Annotated in this window: 17 protein-coding genes; 8 read left to right on the top strand and 9 right to left on the bottom strand. The window is 73.7% G+C overall.

Features of this window, described 5'->3' with window-relative positions:
- Positions 1 to 59: 59 nt before the first annotated feature.
- Positions 60 to 1,079: an LLM class flavin-dependent oxidoreductase gene (locus tag EBH09_RS04095; RefSeq protein ID WP_121745615.1), complete on the bottom strand. Its 1,020-nt coding sequence runs from the start codon at positions 1,077 to 1,079 to the stop codon at positions 60 to 62.
- A gap of 58 nt (positions 1,080 to 1,137) precedes the next feature.
- Between EBH09_RS04095 and EBH09_RS04090 the strand changes: the two genes are divergently transcribed.
- Positions 1,138 to 1,629 carry a hypothetical protein gene (locus EBH09_RS04090; protein ID WP_121745614.1) on the top strand — a complete coding sequence of 164 codons (492 nt, stop codon included), beginning with the start codon at positions 1,138 to 1,140 and terminating at the stop codon, positions 1,627 to 1,629.
- A gap of 56 nt (positions 1,630 to 1,685) precedes the next feature.
- Here the strand turns inward: EBH09_RS04090 and EBH09_RS04085 are convergent, their stop codons facing one another.
- Positions 1,686 to 1,901, bottom strand: coding sequence for a dodecin (locus tag EBH09_RS04085; RefSeq protein ID WP_121745613.1), 216 nt, complete (start codon positions 1,899 to 1,901; stop codon positions 1,686 to 1,688).
- A 252-nt stretch (positions 1,902 to 2,153) separates the two neighbouring features.
- Here EBH09_RS04085 and EBH09_RS04080 point away from each other — a divergent pair, with 252 nt between their 5' ends.
- Positions 2,154 to 3,416: an extracellular solute-binding protein gene (locus EBH09_RS04080; protein ID WP_121745612.1), complete on the top strand. Its 1,263-nt coding sequence runs from the start codon at positions 2,154 to 2,156 to the stop codon at positions 3,414 to 3,416.
- Positions 3,417 to 3,472: 56 nt separating this feature from the next.
- Here EBH09_RS04080 and egtD read toward each other — a convergent pair whose 3' ends face one another.
- From egtD to egtA, 4 genes are read right to left on the bottom strand one after another with little or no spacing between them, the layout of a single operon-like run.
- Positions 3,473 to 4,435, bottom strand: coding sequence for an L-histidine N(alpha)-methyltransferase (egtD, locus tag EBH09_RS04075; RefSeq protein WP_121745611.1), 963 nt, complete (start codon positions 4,433 to 4,435; stop codon positions 3,473 to 3,475).
- Positions 4,432 to 5,232: an ergothioneine biosynthesis protein EgtC gene (gene egtC, locus EBH09_RS04070; RefSeq protein WP_121745610.1), complete on the bottom strand. Its 801-nt coding sequence runs from the start codon at positions 5,230 to 5,232 to the stop codon at positions 4,432 to 4,434. The genes egtD and egtC overlap by 4 nt, the downstream gene beginning before the upstream one ends.
- On the bottom strand, positions 5,232 to 6,581 hold the full coding sequence (gene egtB, locus EBH09_RS04065; protein ID WP_121746231.1) for an ergothioneine biosynthesis protein EgtB: 1,350 nt from the start codon (positions 6,579 to 6,581) through the stop codon (positions 5,232 to 5,234). Before egtB ends, egtC begins: the two co-directional genes overlap by 1 nt.
- A gap of 11 nt (positions 6,582 to 6,592) precedes the next feature.
- Complete coding sequence (egtA, locus tag EBH09_RS04060) at positions 6,593 to 7,894, bottom strand: ergothioneine biosynthesis glutamate--cysteine ligase EgtA (RefSeq protein WP_121745609.1); 1,302 nt, start codon at positions 7,892 to 7,894, stop codon at positions 6,593 to 6,595.
- Between the two features lie 287 nt (positions 7,895 to 8,181).
- Between egtA and EBH09_RS04055 the strand changes: the two genes are divergently transcribed.
- Positions 8,182 to 9,021: a TIGR02452 family protein gene (locus tag EBH09_RS04055; protein ID WP_193776098.1), complete on the top strand. Its 840-nt coding sequence runs from the start codon at positions 8,182 to 8,184 to the stop codon at positions 9,019 to 9,021.
- Here EBH09_RS04055 and EBH09_RS04050 read toward each other — a convergent pair.
- A complete protein-coding gene (locus tag EBH09_RS04050; RefSeq protein WP_121746230.1) occupies positions 9,006 to 9,470 on the bottom strand; it encodes a type II toxin-antitoxin system PemK/MazF family toxin in 465 nt (154 codons plus the stop codon). The two genes, EBH09_RS04055 and EBH09_RS04050, sit on opposite strands and share 16 nt — an antisense overlap.
- Positions 9,471 to 9,668: 198 nt before the next feature.
- Between EBH09_RS04050 and EBH09_RS04045 the strand changes: the two genes are divergently transcribed.
- The 4 genes from EBH09_RS04045 to EBH09_RS04030 all read left to right on the top strand — a co-directional run bounded on the left by EBH09_RS04045 (position 9,669) and on the right by EBH09_RS04030 (position 12,843).
- Complete coding sequence (locus tag EBH09_RS04045; protein WP_121745607.1) at positions 9,669 to 10,559, top strand: NAD(P)-dependent oxidoreductase; 891 nt, start codon at positions 9,669 to 9,671, stop codon at positions 10,557 to 10,559.
- A gap of 97 nt (positions 10,560 to 10,656) precedes the next feature.
- Complete coding sequence (locus EBH09_RS04040; protein ID WP_121745606.1) at positions 10,657 to 11,082, top strand: PPOX class F420-dependent oxidoreductase; 426 nt, start codon at positions 10,657 to 10,659, stop codon at positions 11,080 to 11,082.
- Between the two features lie 147 nt (positions 11,083 to 11,229).
- Positions 11,230 to 11,658: a VOC family protein gene (locus EBH09_RS04035; protein WP_121745605.1), complete on the top strand. Its 429-nt coding sequence runs from the start codon at positions 11,230 to 11,232 to the stop codon at positions 11,656 to 11,658.
- Between the two features lie 105 nt (positions 11,659 to 11,763).
- Positions 11,764 to 12,843: a hypothetical protein gene (locus EBH09_RS04030; protein WP_121745604.1), complete on the top strand. Its 1,080-nt coding sequence runs from the start codon at positions 11,764 to 11,766 to the stop codon at positions 12,841 to 12,843.
- Positions 12,844 to 12,920: 77 nt separating this feature from the next.
- Here EBH09_RS04030 and EBH09_RS04025 read toward each other — a convergent pair whose 3' ends face one another.
- Entirely contained in the window at positions 12,921 to 14,189 is a 1,269-nt protein-coding gene (locus EBH09_RS04025) for an MFS transporter (RefSeq protein ID WP_121745603.1), read from the bottom strand.
- A gap of 102 nt (positions 14,190 to 14,291) precedes the next feature.
- Positions 14,292 to 15,170 carry an alpha/beta hydrolase gene (locus EBH09_RS04020; protein ID WP_121745602.1) on the bottom strand — a complete coding sequence of 293 codons (879 nt, stop codon included), beginning with the start codon at positions 15,168 to 15,170 and terminating at the stop codon, positions 14,292 to 14,294.
- 232 nt (positions 15,171 to 15,402) lie between these two features.
- Between EBH09_RS04020 and EBH09_RS04015 the strand changes: the two genes are divergently transcribed.
- Positions 15,403 to 15,804, top strand: a 402-nt coding sequence (locus EBH09_RS04015) for a winged helix-turn-helix domain-containing protein (protein ID WP_193776097.1), incomplete at its 3' end; no start/stop codon positions are given.

Below are 15,804 nucleotides of genomic sequence, written 5' to 3'. Positions count from 1 at the left end.
CGTACGGTCTTCGACGACGGCCGGTGGGCCGGTGGGCCGGTGGGACAAACCCCGCGATTCTACGCCGCAGCGGTGGCCGTCCCGGCGCCGACTACGCGGGCGAGCCGCCCGTAGGAGTCCAGCAGCGCCTCGCGGTCGTACGTGCTCGTGGTCACCAGGACCTCCTGTGCGCCCGTGTCCGCGAGAAGCGACTCCAGCTCGTCGGCGACCTGTTCCTCGGTGCCCGCGATGTGACCGGTGAGGCCGGAGTCGTAGAGGTCCCGTTCCTTGGCGGTCATCGTCCGGGCCTCGACCTCCTCGGCCGGGGGCAGGGGAGGGAAGGCGCCCCGGGTGCGGGCGTGGGCCATGGACCAGGCCTCCGGGACCAGGAGCCGCCGGGCCGCCTCGGGCGTACCGGCCACGGCGACGGTGCCGGAGACCACGACGTACGGCTCCCGGCTCCACTGCGAGGGGCGGAAGCCGGAGCGGTAGCGGTCGATGCCGCGGCGCATCCGGTCGCGGTCGCGCAGGTCCCCGATGACCATCGGCAGGCCCGCCCGGGCGGCGACGGCCGCGCCCTCGCCCATGGCCAGCACGAACGGCGGGACGGCCAGCCCCTCCGCCGGGCGGGCGTGCGCGCCGGTCGGGGAGGTGCCCCGGAACCAGCCCAGCAGCTCCGCCAGTTGGGCGTCGAAGTCCTCGGCGTCGTCCTTGTCCCGGCCCAGCGCCCTGCGTACGCCGTCGGTGAAGCCGACCGAGCGGCCGAGTCCCATGTCGATCCGGCCGGGGAAGAGCGACTCCAGCACGCCGAACTGCTCGGCGACGACCAGGGGCCGGTGGTTGGGCAGCATCACACCGCCGGTGCCGACCCGGATGCGCCGGGTGGCACCGGCGACGGCGGCGGCCAGCACGGTCGGCGCCGAGCCGGCCACCCCGGGCACGCCATGGTGCTCCGACACCCAGAACCGGTGGTAGCCGAGCCGCTCGGCCTGCCGCGCCAGCTCCACGGTGTCGTGCAGGGCCTGCGCGCCGGTGTGGCCTTCGCGGATGCGGGAGCGGTCGAGGACGGAGAAGCGAGTGTTGGCGATCACTGGGCTCACACGGTGTTCAACGCCCGGGCGGCGTCAGGATTCCCGGCACGGCGCTTAGGGTGGGCAGGTGACCGACAGCAGGAAGCCCTCGGTGGCCGTCTTCGACCTGGACAACACCCTCGCCGACACCGCGCACCGGCAGCGGTTCCTGGAGCGGCGGCCGCGCGACTGGGACGCCTTCTTCGCCGCCGCGCCGGACGATCCGCCGCTCGCGGAGGGCATCGCACTGGTGCGGGAGAGCGCCCAGGAGTGCACGATCGTCTATCTGACCGGGCGGCCGGAGCGCTGCCGGCGCGACACACTCGACTGGCTGACCGCCCACGGCCTGCCCGACGGGCCCGTGCACATGCGGGGCAACGCCGATCGCCGGCCCGCCCGGCGCGCCAAGCTGGAGATCCTGCGGCGGCTCGCCCGTACCCACGAGGTCCGGGTCCTCGTGGACGACGACGAGCTGGTGTGCGACGACGCCGAACGGGCCGGATTCACCGTCGTCCGGGCACGCTGGGCGGCCCGGTCGGCCGAGCTGCGCGAGGCGCAGGAGCGCGAGGGGCGTACCTGACGGTCACGGTGGGCCCCTGAGCCCCTGAGTCCCCCGCCCGTGTCGGCCCCTGGGCGTCAGTCCGACTCCTCCAGGCGGAAGCCGAGCTTGAGGCCGACCTGCCAGTGCGCGACCTCCCCTTCCTCGATCTGGCCGCGCACCTGGGTCACCTCGAACCAGTCCAGGTTGCGCAGAGTCTGCGAGGCGCGGGTGATGCCGTTGCGGACGGCCTGGTCGACGCCGTCGGGCGAGGTGCCGACGATCTCGGTGACCCGGTAGGTGTGGTTCGACATGAGGGTGCTCCCTTCCGCGGGGCGGCGTGTGTCGTGCGTCACTCCACCGTGCCCCAAGCCGCGGCGGAGCGCGAGGCGTCGGGGGTTCGGCAGGGTAACCGCTCGTCACCCCTTGACCTCGGCATTGGTCCATACCAAAATCCCAGACACCCGTTCGAGCCTCGGGCTCGTCCCCCACGTCGGGTCTCCCTTCGCGTGCGCAGGACCTCCCTGTCCGCTCCGCCCCCTGTCCGTCAGACAGAAGGACCCCTCGTGAGACGTCGCCTGCTCGCCCTTGTCTGTGTGTCCGCCTCCCTGCTCAGCGGCTGCGGCCTGATCTCGCAGGACGGCGGGGGCGAGCGGCGCACCGTCACCGTGTGGCTGATGAAGGACAGCGCCTCGCAGGACTTCCTGCGGCGGTTCACCGAGGAGTTCGAGCGGGAGAACCCGGACCTCGACCTCGACATCGAAATCCAGAGTTGGACCGGGATCGGCGACAAGGTGCAGACCGCGCTCAGGGCCGACGGCACGGACGGGCCCGACGTCATCGAGGTCGGCAACACCCAGGTCCCGCAGTACGCGGAGGGCGGCCGGCTGCAGGACCTCACGCTGGAGTCGATGCGTGACTGGGGCATCCGTGACTGGCTGCCGGGCCTCGCCGAGCCGGGGCAGTGGTTGTCCCAGCAGTTCGGCATCCCCTGGTACGCCGCCAACCGCGTGGTCATCTACCGCAAGGACCTGTTCGAGCAGGCCGGCGTCACCGAGCCGCCCCGCACCCGCGAGGAGTGGCTCACCGTCTCCGAGAAGCTCGACTCGGGCGGTGACCAGGGCATCTATCTGGCCGGACAGGACTGGTACACGCTCTCCGGTTTCATCTGGGACGAGGGCGGTGAGCTGGCCACGCAGGAGGGCGGCACCTGGGCGGGTGCCCTGGACTCCGAGGCCGCCCTGCGCGGCATGGACTTCTACCGCGAGCTCCAGGCCCTGGGCGAGGGCCCGCTGGACGCCGACGAGGAGCACCCGCCGCAGGCCGGAGTGTTCGCGAGGGGACGGGTGGCGCAGATCGTCGCGGTGCCGGGGCTCGCCCAGTCCATCGTGCGCGAGAACCCCGAACTCGAGGGCAAGCTGGGCTTCTTTTCCGTGCCCGGCAAGGAGGCCGGCAAGCCCGGCGCCGTCTTCACCGGCGGCTCCGACCTCGTCGTCCCGAAGAACACCGACGAACGGGAGGGTGCCCTCGCGGTGGTCGAGGCGCTCGTGGGCACCAAGTGGAACACCGACCTGGCCCGCACCATGAACTACGTCCCGAACAAGAAGTCGCTCGCCAAGGCCGTCGCGGACGAGGAGGGGGTCGCCGCCATGGCGGCCGGCGCCGCGCAGGGCCGGGCGACCCCCGGTACGCCTCGGTGGGGCGCGGTCGAGGCGGACAACCCGATCAAGGAATACATGACGAAGGTGCTCACCGGTAAGGACGCGCGGTCGGAGGCCCGCAAGGCCTCCGACCGCATCACCGAACTGCTGGACCTCGACGCGCGCTGACGCGCCGCCGCGTCAGCGCACCTGACTCACCGCACGCTGCTCTCACCGCACGACGTTCATCGCGCCACGCTCAGCGACAGCGCGAAACGGTCCTCGCCGTCAGTCCACCAGTGGGCCAGCTCCAGCCCCGCCGCGCCAAGTTCGGTCCGTACGCCCTCCTGCCGGAACTTCGCGGACACCTCGGTCCGCAGCTCCTCCCCGTCCGCGAAGTCCACGGCCAGGTCGAGCGCCTGGACCTTGACCGTCTGCGCGGTGCGCGAGCGAAGCCGCATCTCGATCCACTCCCGTTCGGCGTTCCACAGCGCCACATGCTCGAAGGCGGCGGGCGCGAAGTCGGCCTCCAGCTCCCGGTTGATCACGGACAGCACGTTCTTGTTGAACGCGGCCGTCACCCCGGCCGCGTCGTCGTACGCCCGGACCAGCACCCCCTCGTCCTTGACCAGGTCCGTGCCCAGCAGCAGGGCGTCGCCCGGGGAGAGCAGTGCGCGGACGGCGGCCAGGAACGCGGCGCGCTCGCCGGGCAGCAGGTTGCCGAGCGTGCCGCCGAGGAACGCCACCAGCCGGGGGCCCGGCGTCTCGGGCAGCGTCAGCCCGCCGGTGAAGTCGGCGATCAGCGCGTGCACCCGGAGCTCCGGCCGCTCCGAGACGAGCGCCTGACCTGCCTGGGTGAGGGCGCTCTCGCTGACGTCCACCGGCACATAGCCGCGCAGACCCGTCAGCGCGTCGAGCAGGATCCGCGTCTTCTCCGAGGAACCGGAACCCAGCTCCACCAGGGTGCGGGCGCCGGTCGCCGCGGCGATCTCGCCGGCCCGGTCGACGAGGATCTCCCGCTCGGCCCGGGTCGGGTAGTACTCGGGGAGCGCGGTGATCTCCTCGAACAGCTCGCTGCCCCGAGCGTCGTAGAACCACTTGGGCGGCAGCCACTTGGGCGTGCTCGTCAGGCCCGCCAGGACGTCGGCGCGCAGGGCGGCTCCGGTGGCGTCCTCGGGCAGTGTGCGGGTGAGACGGAACGGGCTCACGTGCGGGGCTCCTTCGGGGAGACGAAAGCGTCTGCGAGGGCGTGGTCGCCCGGGTCCTTGAGCGGAGTGAGCCGCACGTCCGCGCGGCTCGCCGTGAGCAGGGTGCGGTCGGGGACCTCCTGCCAGCGCGGGTCGTCGTCGTACGGCTCCGAGGCGACCGCCGTGCCGCCGCCGGGACGGGTCAGGTACCACAGGGTGTCGCCCCAGGTGGTGGCCGTGATGGTGTCGCCGCCCGTGAGCAGCAGGTTGAGCCGGGACGCGGGGGCGGCCGCCGCGACCTCCAGGACCGTCTCGGTGAGCGCCCGGCCCTCGTCGTCCCCGGCGCGCAGCCGGGCCAGGACCAGCGCCCACACGAGCGCCGAGTCGTTGCGGGCCTCCAGCGACAGCAACTCCTCGGGCGGCAGAGTGCCGGCCACCCGCGCCAGTGAACCGGGCCAGCCCGCCACCGCACCGTTGTGGCTGAACAGCCAGGTCCCCGAGGCGAACGGCGCCGCCGCGGCCTCCGCGTCCGCACCCGACAGCGTCGCGTCCCGCACGGCGGCGAGCAGCGCGCCGGTCCGCACCACCCGGGCCAGATCGGCGAAGGACTGGTCGGCCCAGATCGGCCCGGCGCGGCGGTACCGGGCCGGCACCGGGTCACCCTCGGCGTACCAGCCGACGCCGAACCCGTCGGCGTTGACCGTGCCGTAGCGCTGGTGCCGGGGTGCCCAGGACTGTCGGTACAGGCCGTGCGGCGGGGTCACGAGAAGCGTCCCGAGGGGCTCCCCGGGTCCCACGTAGGCGAGGTGACGGCACATCAGGAGACCTCCGCCGACCGTGCGGTGCGAAACCCGGAGAAGATCTGCCGCCGGATCGGATAGTCCCAGTTGCGGAACGTGCCCCGGCAGGCCACCGCGTCCACGGCGAACGAACCGCCGCGCAGCACCTTGTGGTCGGACCCGAAGAACACCTCCGAGTACTCCTTGTACGGGAACGCCCGGAAACCCGGGTACGGGGCGAAGTCGCTCGACGTCCACTCCCAGACGTCACCTATCAACTGACGTATCCCGAGCGGCGACTCACCGGCCGGGTAGCTGCCGGCGGGTGCCGGGCGCAGATGGCGCTGGCCGAGGTTGGCGTGTTCCGGGCCCGGGTCGGCATCGCCCCACGGGTAGCGGGCCGAGCGGTCGCCGGCCGGGTCGTACCTGGCCGCCTTCTCCCACTCGGCCTCCGTCGGCAGCCGCCGCCCGGCCCAGCGGGCGTACGCGTCCGCCTCGTACCAGCACACGTGCACCACCGGCTCGTCGGGCGGCACCACTTCGGTGACCCCGAAGCGGCGCCGCAGCCACTGCCCGCCGTCGCGGCGCCAGTACAGCGGGGCGGTGACGGAGTGCCGGCGGATGTGGTCCCAGCCCTCCGGAGTCCACCAGCGCGGGTCGTCGTAGCCGCCGTCGTCGATGAACGCCCGGTAGGCGCCGTTCGTCACCGGCGTGGTGTCGAGGTGGAACGGCGCCACCTCGCGCCGGTGCGCGGGGCGTTCGTTGTCCAGGGCCCACGGCTCGGTCGACGTGCCCATCACGAACGGGCCGCCGGGCACCAGGACCTCGGCCGGGCCGGTGAACAGCGGCACGGGGTCCGGGTCCGGGGCGGTGAGGGCCTGCGGGCCCCTGCGGAGCTGGTGCGTGATCAGCATGGTCTCGTCGTGCTGCTGCTCGTGCTGGGCGATCATCCCGAAGGCGAAGCCCGCCTCCGTCAGCCGGGTCCCGTGGAACGCGGTGCTCTCCAGCACGTCCAGCGCCCGGCCGCGCACGTCGGCCGCGTACCGGCGGGCCTCGGCGGGCGACAGCAACGGCAACTTGGGCCGCTCGGCGCGCGGGTGCTCGAAGGCGTCGTAGAGGCTGTCGATCTCGGGCCGTATCGCCTCCTGCCCGGCGACGGCGCGCAGCAGCCACTGCTCCTCCTGGTTGCCGATGTGCGCCAGGTCCCACACCAGCGGGGACATCAGCGGCGACACCTGGGCGGTCAGGTCGGGGCCCTCCACGCAACTGGTCAGCAGTGTGGTGCGGTCCCGGGCCGTGACGAGTGTGGCCAGGGCCCGCTCGCGCAGGGTCTCGGCGTCCACGGCCGACTCGCCGGTGCCGGCGGTGCCGGCGGTGGCGTGGTCCATGGCGGGGTCGGTCATGGGCGGGTCTCCCTCCCGTGCGGGCCACGGCTCGCGCCGTCCGGCATGTCCAGCAGGTCGTCGGCGGGGCAGCGGCCCCGTCGGACGTAGCGCTCCAGGTACCCGGCGACGGCATCCGTCACCTCGGACGTGGCACCGAGCCGGGGCAGGGCGGCGAGCGCCGCGGTGAAGCACGTGACGGCCGCCTCACGCAGCTCCGGATCGGTGAGGGCGTCGCGGGCCGCGTCCTCGTACAGCGGGTTGTGCGGGGCGGGCAGCCCGAGCGTGCGCTCGGCCAGGGGCTTCACGGCCCGATAGGCGGTCTCGGCGGCCTCCGGATCGTCGAACAGCGCCGCCGTCACCGCGAGCGGCACCATCCAGCCGTCGTCTCCGGGCTGCGCGTCGATCATGCGCAGCTCCAGGTGGCCGCGCGGCCTGACCGGCGGGAACAGCGTCGTGAGGTGGTAGTCGAGGTCCTCCCGGGTCGGCGGTCTCGGCGCCCCGGTCCTGGTCCACTCCCGGAAGGTCATGCCCTCGGGTACCTCCCAGGGCCCGCCGTCGCGGCGGACGCACATCACCGGCGCGTCCAGGACGTGCCGGGTCCAGGCGCGGCGCGGGTCGGCGTCCAGCTGGGGACCGCCCGCCCGGCCGGTGCCGATCTGCGCCCAGCGCAGCTGCCGGGTGGACCGCCATCCGGTGGGCCGGTCCCCGGCCAGCGGGGAGTTGGCGAACGCGGCCAGCAGGACCGCGCCCAGCTGATGGGCCAGCCACCAGCGGCGTACGTGGCCGAGAGGGCCGGGCTCCTCGTGCCCGGCGTCCACGCACACCTGCACGGAGGCCGAGGCGCACATCATGTAGCGGCCGGCGGGACCGGAGCGGTCGAGACAGGCCTCCATGGCGTCGTAACGCGGCTGCCGCAGGAAGCGGCGGGGCGCGTGCCAGGGGTCGTGACCGAGGCCGACGAGGGCGAGACCGTCCTCGCGCAGCAGCGCGCGGACGGCGGCGAGGTCGGCGGAGACGGTACCGATGCACTCCATGAGGGATGCGGCGGGGAGCGAGCTCAGCTCCAGCTGGCCGCCGGGTTCGACGGTCAGCGCCGATCTCAGGGGCACGGTCCGCAGTGCGGAGTAGACCGCTTCGAGCCGTTCGGGTGACACGGGTAGCCGCGGCGCGCGCAGCTCGTGGACGAGCCATTCCACTTCGACACCGAGACGCCTCGGTGGACCGGTCTTGAAGCAGATGCCGTGGACCAGCGCCTCGACCTCGGCTTCGGTGGCAGTGGTGCGTGGCCGGGTGCAGCCACTTACCGCATCGGACATGTCGGGATCCTCCTGAGATTCCATCCATGCCGCCGACCCTCTCGCGGTGGGCCGGGTCGGCACACTCGTCCCACCCAAGACCCTCGTGTCGCTCCGCACAAGGGTGCATAACGGGACGTTCCAACTCGGTAATCTCCGCGACCCGTCCGTTTCCGGGGGCTTTCCCCGTCGTTCGCCGGTCGGGAAACTCCGTTGCACCGCACCACCAGCATCACCCAGGATTCCCGCATGAGCACGACGGGGGAGGCCGCGCGGCACGCGGTCACGGCGTCCACGGGGGTGGCGCCGTGAGCGCGCGTTTGCGGGGCATCGCACAGCAGACGGAACAGATCGTGACGGCGGGGTCCTACCGTGCGCCCGACGGGAGCGCGGTGCCGATCGCGGCGGCGGTCGAGACGGCACGCGACGGTACGCGGATGTACGGGCCGGGGCCGGTCGAGCCCGCGCCCTTCGCCGCGGTGCGGACGGTCTTCGAGGTCACCGGCGAGAGCAGCCTGGAGGCCGCACGCCGCCTCGGCGGCGAGGTCGCCGTCCTCAACTTCGCCTCGGCCCGCAATCCGGGCGGCGGCTACCTGAACGGCGCCCAGGCGCAGGAAGAGGCCCTGTGCCGGGCCTCCGCGCTGTACACCTGCCTGCTGCGGGCGCGCGAGTTCTACGATCACCACCGCGCCCACCGCGACCCGTTCTACACGGACCGCGTCATCCACTCGCCGGCCGTGCCCGTCTTCCGCGACGACCGCGGCCGTCTGCTGGACGAGCCGTACACCGCCGGCTTCCTCACGTCCGCCGCGCCGAACGCGGGCGTGGTACTGCGCACGGCCCCGGAGCGGGCCGCCGAGTTGCCCGGCGCCCTGGCCGCACGCGCCGAGCGGGTGCTGGAGACGGCCGCGGCCCACGGCTGTCGGCGGCTGGTACTCGGCGCCTGGGGCTGCGGGGTCTTCCGCAACGACCCCGTCCAGGTCGCGGGCGCGTTCCGGGGGCTGCTCGGACCCGGCGGACGATTCGCGGCGGCCTTCGAGCGGGTGGCGTTCGGCATCCTGGACCGCACGCCGGGCGGCACGGTCCGGGAGGCGTTCGCGCGTGCCTTCCCGGAGGGGGCGGGCGGCCCCGGTCAGCTCCAGCCGTAGCGCTCCCGCAGCCGCTGCCGTACGAGGTCGAACCGCATCCGGTCCAGGGCACACGCCTCGCGGCGCATACCGGCGTCGTGCAACCGCAGCACCCGGTCCACGTCGACCCAGGACGCGCGCCCGGAACGGTCCCAGGGACCGCTCCCGATCGGTACCCAGTCCCGGTCCCCGTCGTGGCGTTTGCTGGACAACCGCACGGACAGCAGGGTGCCGGCGGCCTCGCGGGCGACGACGAGCACGGGCCGGTCCTTGCCCCGCCCGTCGTTCTCCTCATAGGGCACCCACGTCCAGACGATCTCGCCGGGATCCGGGTCCCCGTCGTGCGCGGGGGAGTACTCGGTACGCACCCGGCCCACGTCACGGGGATCGGCCTCGGTGGTGGCGGTGGGGCCGTAGCGGCCGGGGACGGTGTCGTCGGCGTCATCGCCGTCGTCGGTGAAGGCGCTCACGGCCGTACCGTACGGGACGCGCACGCGCGGCCCTCCACATGCCGGCCGGCGCCACGCAGGCGCCGACGCGGGGACGGCCACCGGTCCCGGCCCGCCGGACCGACCGGCGCCGCCCGCCACCGGGTGGCAGGCTGATCACCGGGGTTCCGCGCCCGGGACCCCGGCCACCGAACCGAACGAGCACAGGAAGCCGACCTCATGACCGACCAGCTCACCGTGAGCGTCCTGGGCACCGGCATCATGGGTGCCGCGATGGCCCGCAACCTCGCCCGGGCCGGGCACACCGTCCGGGCCTGGAACCGCAGCCGGGGCAAGGCCGAACCCCTGGCCGCCGACGGCGCGCACGTCGCGGGCAGCCCCGAGGAGGCGGTGCGGGGCGCCGATGTCGTCCTCACCATGCTGTACGACGGCCCGGCAGCCCTCGACGTCATGCGGCAGGCCGCACCCGGGCTGCGTCCCGGCACCGCGTGGGTCCAGTCGACCACCGCCGGCGTCGACGCGGTCGCCGACCTGGCGGCGTTCGCCCGGGAACACGACCTCGTCTTCTTCGACGCGCCCGTCCTCGGCACCCGCCAGCCCGCCGAGGCCGGACAACTGCTGGTGCTGGCCGCCGGGCCTGCCGACGCTCGGGACGCGGTGGCACCCGTCCTGGAGGCCGTCGGCTCCCGCACGGTGTGGACCGGCGAGGACGGCGCCGCCGGCAGCGCCACCCGGCTGAAACTGGTGGCCAACAGCTGGGTCCTCGCCGCCACCAACGCGGCGGGCGAGGTCCTGGCTCTCGCCAAGGCACTGGGCGTGGACCCGGACGGCTTCTTCGACGCCATCGCCGGCGGCCCGCTCGACATGGGCTACCTGCGCGCCAAGACCGGCATGATCCGCGACGGCGCGCTGACGCCGGCCCAGTTCGCGGTCACCACCGCCGCGAAGGACGCCCGGCTGATCGTCGAGGCCGGTGAGGCGAACGGCGTCCGCCTGGACGTGGCCGCCGCCGGCGCGGAACGCCTGGCGCGCGCCGCCGCGCAGGGGCACGGCGACGAGGACATGGCGGCGGCGTACTTCGCCAGTTTCGAAGAGAAGCCGTCCGACTGAGCGCACCCGGGGTACCGGGTGTACGAGCAACCTGAACGCCGACACCGTTGACACCGCCGACACGGTCTCGGCACACACCGAGAACAGAGGAGTCCGCATGTCCAAGCCGCCGCTGCCCTCCGAGGCCGTCGACCTGCTGCGCCGTCCCAACCCGTGCGTCATGGCCACCCTCCGCTCGGACGGCGCTCCCGTCTCCACGCCCACCTGGTACCTGTGGGAGGACGACGGCCGGGTCCTGATCAACCTCGACGGGGGCCGGGTGCGCCTGCGGCACCTGCGCCGCGATCCGCGCGTGACCCTCACCGTCCTCGCGGGCGACGACTGGTACACCCACGTCACCCTCATCGGCCGCGTCACCGAGACCCGCGACGACGAGGACCTGACCGGCATCGACCGCCTCTCCCGGCACTACACGGGCAACCCGTACCCGGACCGGGTCCGTCCCCGGGTCAGTGCCTGGATCGAGGTGGAGCGCTGGCACGGCTGGGGGGCGATGAAGGACAGCGACCAGGCGTCCCCCTGAGAAACGACCAGAAACCACTGGTGGGTTTCGCCGGGTGTCGACACCTCGCCGCGCCTTGTCTAGGATCCTCGGCGCGGCATCGCGTGTCGGTCACCGTCCGGGTGAGGCATGGAGGCGCCGCGGAGATGCCCGTGGAGGCATTGACCCGTGTCAGTCGAGTTCAACCACACCATCGTTCTCTCCCGGGACCGGGAGAAGTCCGCTCACTTCCTCGCCGGAATCCTGGGGCTCGAGGTCGGCGAGCCGGCCGGAATGTTCCTGCCCGTGACGACCGCGAACGGCGTCACCCTCGATTTCGCCACCGTCGACACCGAAATCACCGTGCAGCACTACGCGTTCCTCGTGTCCGAGGGCGAGTTCGACGCGGTCCTCGCGCGGCTCGTGGAGGGCGGGGTGCCCATCCAGGCCGACCCGCACGGCCGGCACCCGCGCCGGATCAACCGCAACGACGGCGGGCGGGGCGTGTACTTCATCGACCCTTCCGGGCACGCGGTGGAAGCCTTCACCCGCCCTTACGGCAGCGACCCGTCTTCGCCGCTGAACGGCGTCACGGAGGACGTCCCCGGGGCGCGCTGACCGGCGTCCGCACCCCCGTTGGCCTTCTCGTCGCCCGGCCTGTTGTCAGACCCCCTCCGCATACTGGTGGCCTCACAGGGAGTCGGACGCGATCAGGGGGCGGTCATGCGGAGGGTGTACAGCGGTGAACTGGCGGTCGTCCACGGGCGGTTCCGTGTGGACAGCCGCCGGGACCCGCACGGTCCCGGACCGTCGGAGGCCTGCGCCGGACAGGTCAACGGTCTGTGCGGTGCGGCCGTCCCCGGCTGCCTCCTCCTGGGCACCGGCCTGCGTACGGGCAGGGTGGGGCTGACCGTCGAGGTGCACGGGGCCGCCCCGCCGCTCGACGACGGCTGGGAGGACGTGGTGGAGGCGTCCTTCCGGCCCGTCTCCTTCTCGACGGCCGTTCTGCCCTGCGACCGCGGGGCGTTGTGCGAGGTGGACCTGCCGCCCGCCGACCACCGGGTGCGCTACTGCGGGCGCGGAATGGACCGGAGCGAGGAGACCGAGTTCACCGCGGCCGAGGTCGCCGGGCCGGTCGGCCACTATCTGCTGCAGTTCTGGCCCGCCCCGCCCGCCGCGGACCGGGTCGTCCGGCAGACCTCACGCAGCGCCGAGGGCCGGCACCGGTACGCGCGCAGCCTGCCGCCGCCCCCTTCCGGGGACGGGACCGCACGGGAGTGCGCGGAGACCCTGTCCTGGGGCGGTCGGCTGCCCAGCCGGCGAGTACGGGAGGTCGGCGGCGACGCACGCGGACTCGTCCCACTGGACCGGGACCTGCTCGACGCCGTCGACGCGGCGTGTCCGGCGACGCAGCGGAGCCTCGCGCGGTGGGCGGCCCACCGGGCCTTCACCGCGGCGGGGCTGGACGACGTCGACTGGATCACGCCCGCACTGACGGCGCTGGACCGGGGGGAGCCCCTGCCCGCCCCGTTCGACGACCCCCGGCGGGCCTGGGAGCGCTTCTTCACCGACGACCGCACCACTCCCGGCGCGTCGCACGCGTCCGACGGTTGCCGTGGCAACCCGCTGCGACAGGCCATGGCCATGCCCGCGCTGCGTGCCGCGGCCCAACCGGACCCGCTGCGCGCCGCGCTCGGCGCCCTCTTCGCCGCCGCGGTCACCCACGGCACCGACTACCCGGCCCTGTTCGCCGAGGCCCGCCGGGAGTTCCCCGTCCTCGGCCGGGGCCTGCCGCCGCAGTGACGAGCGACAGGACGCAACAGGAGCCGCGCGGGAGTTGAGGTCCCCGTCGTCACCGCGACGACCGGCAGGGCCGCCGGTCACCGGTCACCGGTATCCCCCACCAGGGCCTGACCGGACACGTGGTCCTGCCGCGGCAGCAGCAGCGGCGTCGCGAGGAGCAGTAGGCCCGCGAGCGCGACGGCCGCACGCGTTCCGGTCAGGCTCGCCAACAGGCCCCACACCGCGGTCAGTCCCGCGGTCGCCAGCTTCCCGCTGACCGTCCAGGCGGACAGCGTACGAGCGACTCGGTCCGTCGGGGTCAGCTCCAGCCGGCGGGTGGCGTACACCGGATTGAACACGCCGATGGACGTGATCAGCCCGAACTCGACGACCATCACGAGGGCCAGCCCCGAGGTGCCGGGGCCGACGAAGGCCAGCCCGACGGGCCAGCACACGCGCAGCACCCCGCTGATGACCAGTACCCGGTGCTCCCCGAAGCGCGCCACGAGTGTCCGGGCCAGCCGGGAGCCGACCAGGCCGCCGGCGCAGGGCACCGCGAAGGCGAGACCGTACTGCCAGGGCGCGAAGCCCAGATCGCCCAGCATGAGGACGGCGAGCAGGGGTGCGGTCGCCATGATCAGGCCGTTGACCAGGACCGTGTTGAGGAACAGCGGACGCAGACCCGGCGAGGCGAGGACGTACCGCCAGCCGTCCAGCAGGTCACCCGCCCGCAGCCGGGGCACGTCGGCGCGCCGCGGGCGTGGCTCCCCGCCGCCGATCGCCCGGATCCCCAGCGCCGACAGCAGATAGCTGGCCGCGTCGACCGCCACCGTCACCACCGGTCCGAAGAGCCCGACCGCGGCTCCGCCGACCGGGGGCCCGAGCATCGTCGCGGTCCAGGTCGTCGCCTCGAACCGGCCGTTCGCGGTCAGCAGGTCCCGCGGCCGCACCAGAGCCTTGAGACAGGAACCGGCGGCGGCCCTGAACGTGATGTCGGCCGCGGCGACGACGACCGACACGACCAGCAACTGGGCGAAGCCGAGCCGGCCGAACGCGAACGCGAGCGGCACGCTCAGCAGCACCACGCACCGGACCAGGTCCATCGCGACCATGACCGGCCGCTTGCGCCGGAACTCCACCCACGGCCCCAGCGGCACCGCCGCCAGCGCTCCCACCGCGAGACCGGCCGCCGCGAGCGCCGCCACCTGCGCCGTTCCGGCGTCCAGCACGACGACCGCGATCAGCGGAAAGGCGTCGAACGCGAGCCGCGTGCCGAACGTGCTGACGGAGTACGCGGCCCACAACCACCCGAACCGTCGCCCCAGCGACCCGCTGCCCACGACACCCGACTCCGTCACGCCCGACATCAAAGCGAGTGGCGGCCGCGGGGATCAAACAACCGTTCGGAGGTCACGCACAACAGACCGTTGTACGCCGGTCCGCCGACGCCCGGACCCGCCGCCCGGGGCCTACCGCGTCAGCAGTTTCCGCAAGGCCCCGGCGACCTCGCCCGGGGCCTCCTCCGCCATGAAGTGGCCGCAGTCGACGGTGTCGTGCCGCAGGTCCGGGGCCCACGCCCGCCACAACGCGGCGGCGTCGTACCCGAGGGCGGCGCCCCAGTCCTGCTGGAGGACGGTCACGGGCATCCGCAGCCGGTTGCCGCTGTCGCGGTCGGCCCGGTCATGGGCCACGTCGATGCCGGCCGAGGCCCGGTAGTCGGCCACGATGGACGGCACCGCCTCCCGGCACGCCTTCAGATAGGCGGCGCGTACGCCGGCGGGCAGCGCGTCCGGGTCCCGCGTCCAGATGTCGAGGAAGTGACCGAAGAACGCGTCCGGCGCGGCACCGATCAACTGCTCCGGCAGTCCCGGCGGCTGCGCCATCAGGTACAGGTGGAAGCCCACCGCGGCGGTGGTGCCGTGCAGGACGTCCCACATGTCGAGGGTCGGCAGCACGTCCAGCGCGGCCAGGTGCGTCACCGCGTCCGGATGGTCGAGCCCCGCCCGCACCGCGACGAGGGCGCCCCGGTCGTGTCCGGCGAGCGCGAACCGCTCGTGCCCGAGCGCCCGGGCGAGGGCGACGACGTCGGCGGCCATGGCCCGCTTGGCGTAGGCGGTGCCGTCCGGGTCGGCCGGCTTGTCGCTGTCGCCGTAGCCGCGCAGGTCGGGGCAGATGACGGTGTGGTCGGCCGCGAGGTCGGCGGCGACGTGCCGCCACATCAGATGGGTCTGCGGGAAGCCGTGCAGCAGCACGATCGGGCTGCCTGAGCCGCCGACGGCCGCGTGCAGGGCGACGCCGTCGGCGACCGTCACGCGGTGGTGGGTGAAGCCCGGGATGGTCGGTTCCATGGCTGGTCTGTACCTTTCAGGTCAGATCGGGGTCTGGTCACATCAGACGCACATCGGGTCCGCGCGCATCGGGTCCGCGCGCATCGGGTCCGCGCGCATCGGGTCTGTTCGCATCGGGTCTGTTCGCGTCTCACTGATGACGTCTTCGAGCCTGCCGGGCCTCGATCAGCAACCGATCAGCACGCGTACCGTGGTGATCGCACGAGCGGTGGCGGATCGGAGCGTACGGAACATGGAAGCGGTCACGTTCGGTGTGCTCGGACCGGTCACGGCCGAGCGCGCGGGCGCCGCGCTCGCCCTCAAGGGCCCCCGGCACCGCGCCGTGCTGGCCCGCCTCCTCCTGGCCCGGCGGCGGGTCGTTCCGCTCGCCCGCCTGGTGGAGGACCTGTGGGACGAACCACCGCCGCGGGCCGTGGGCGCGGTGCGCACCTTCGTCGGGGACCTGCGCCGCGCCCTGGAACCCGACCGCCCGCCACGGGCCCCGGCCCGGCTGCTGGTCACCGAGGGGCCCGGATACGCCCTGCGCGCGGCACCGGAGGCCGTGGACGCGTGGCGCTTCGAGACGGCCGTCGCCCTGGCCGACCGGCTGCCGGCCGCACAGGCGCCGGACCGGCTGCGGGCGGCGCTGGGGGAG

The sequence above is a fragment of the Streptomyces sp. E2N166 genome (assembly GCF_003671715.1).
In the GTDB taxonomy this organism is placed as follows: Bacteria; Actinomycetota; Actinomycetes; order Streptomycetales; family Streptomycetaceae; genus Streptomyces; species Streptomyces thinghirensis.
The sequence above is the reverse complement of the archived record's forward strand: the minus strand, read 5'-3'. Positions and strand labels throughout refer to the sequence as shown.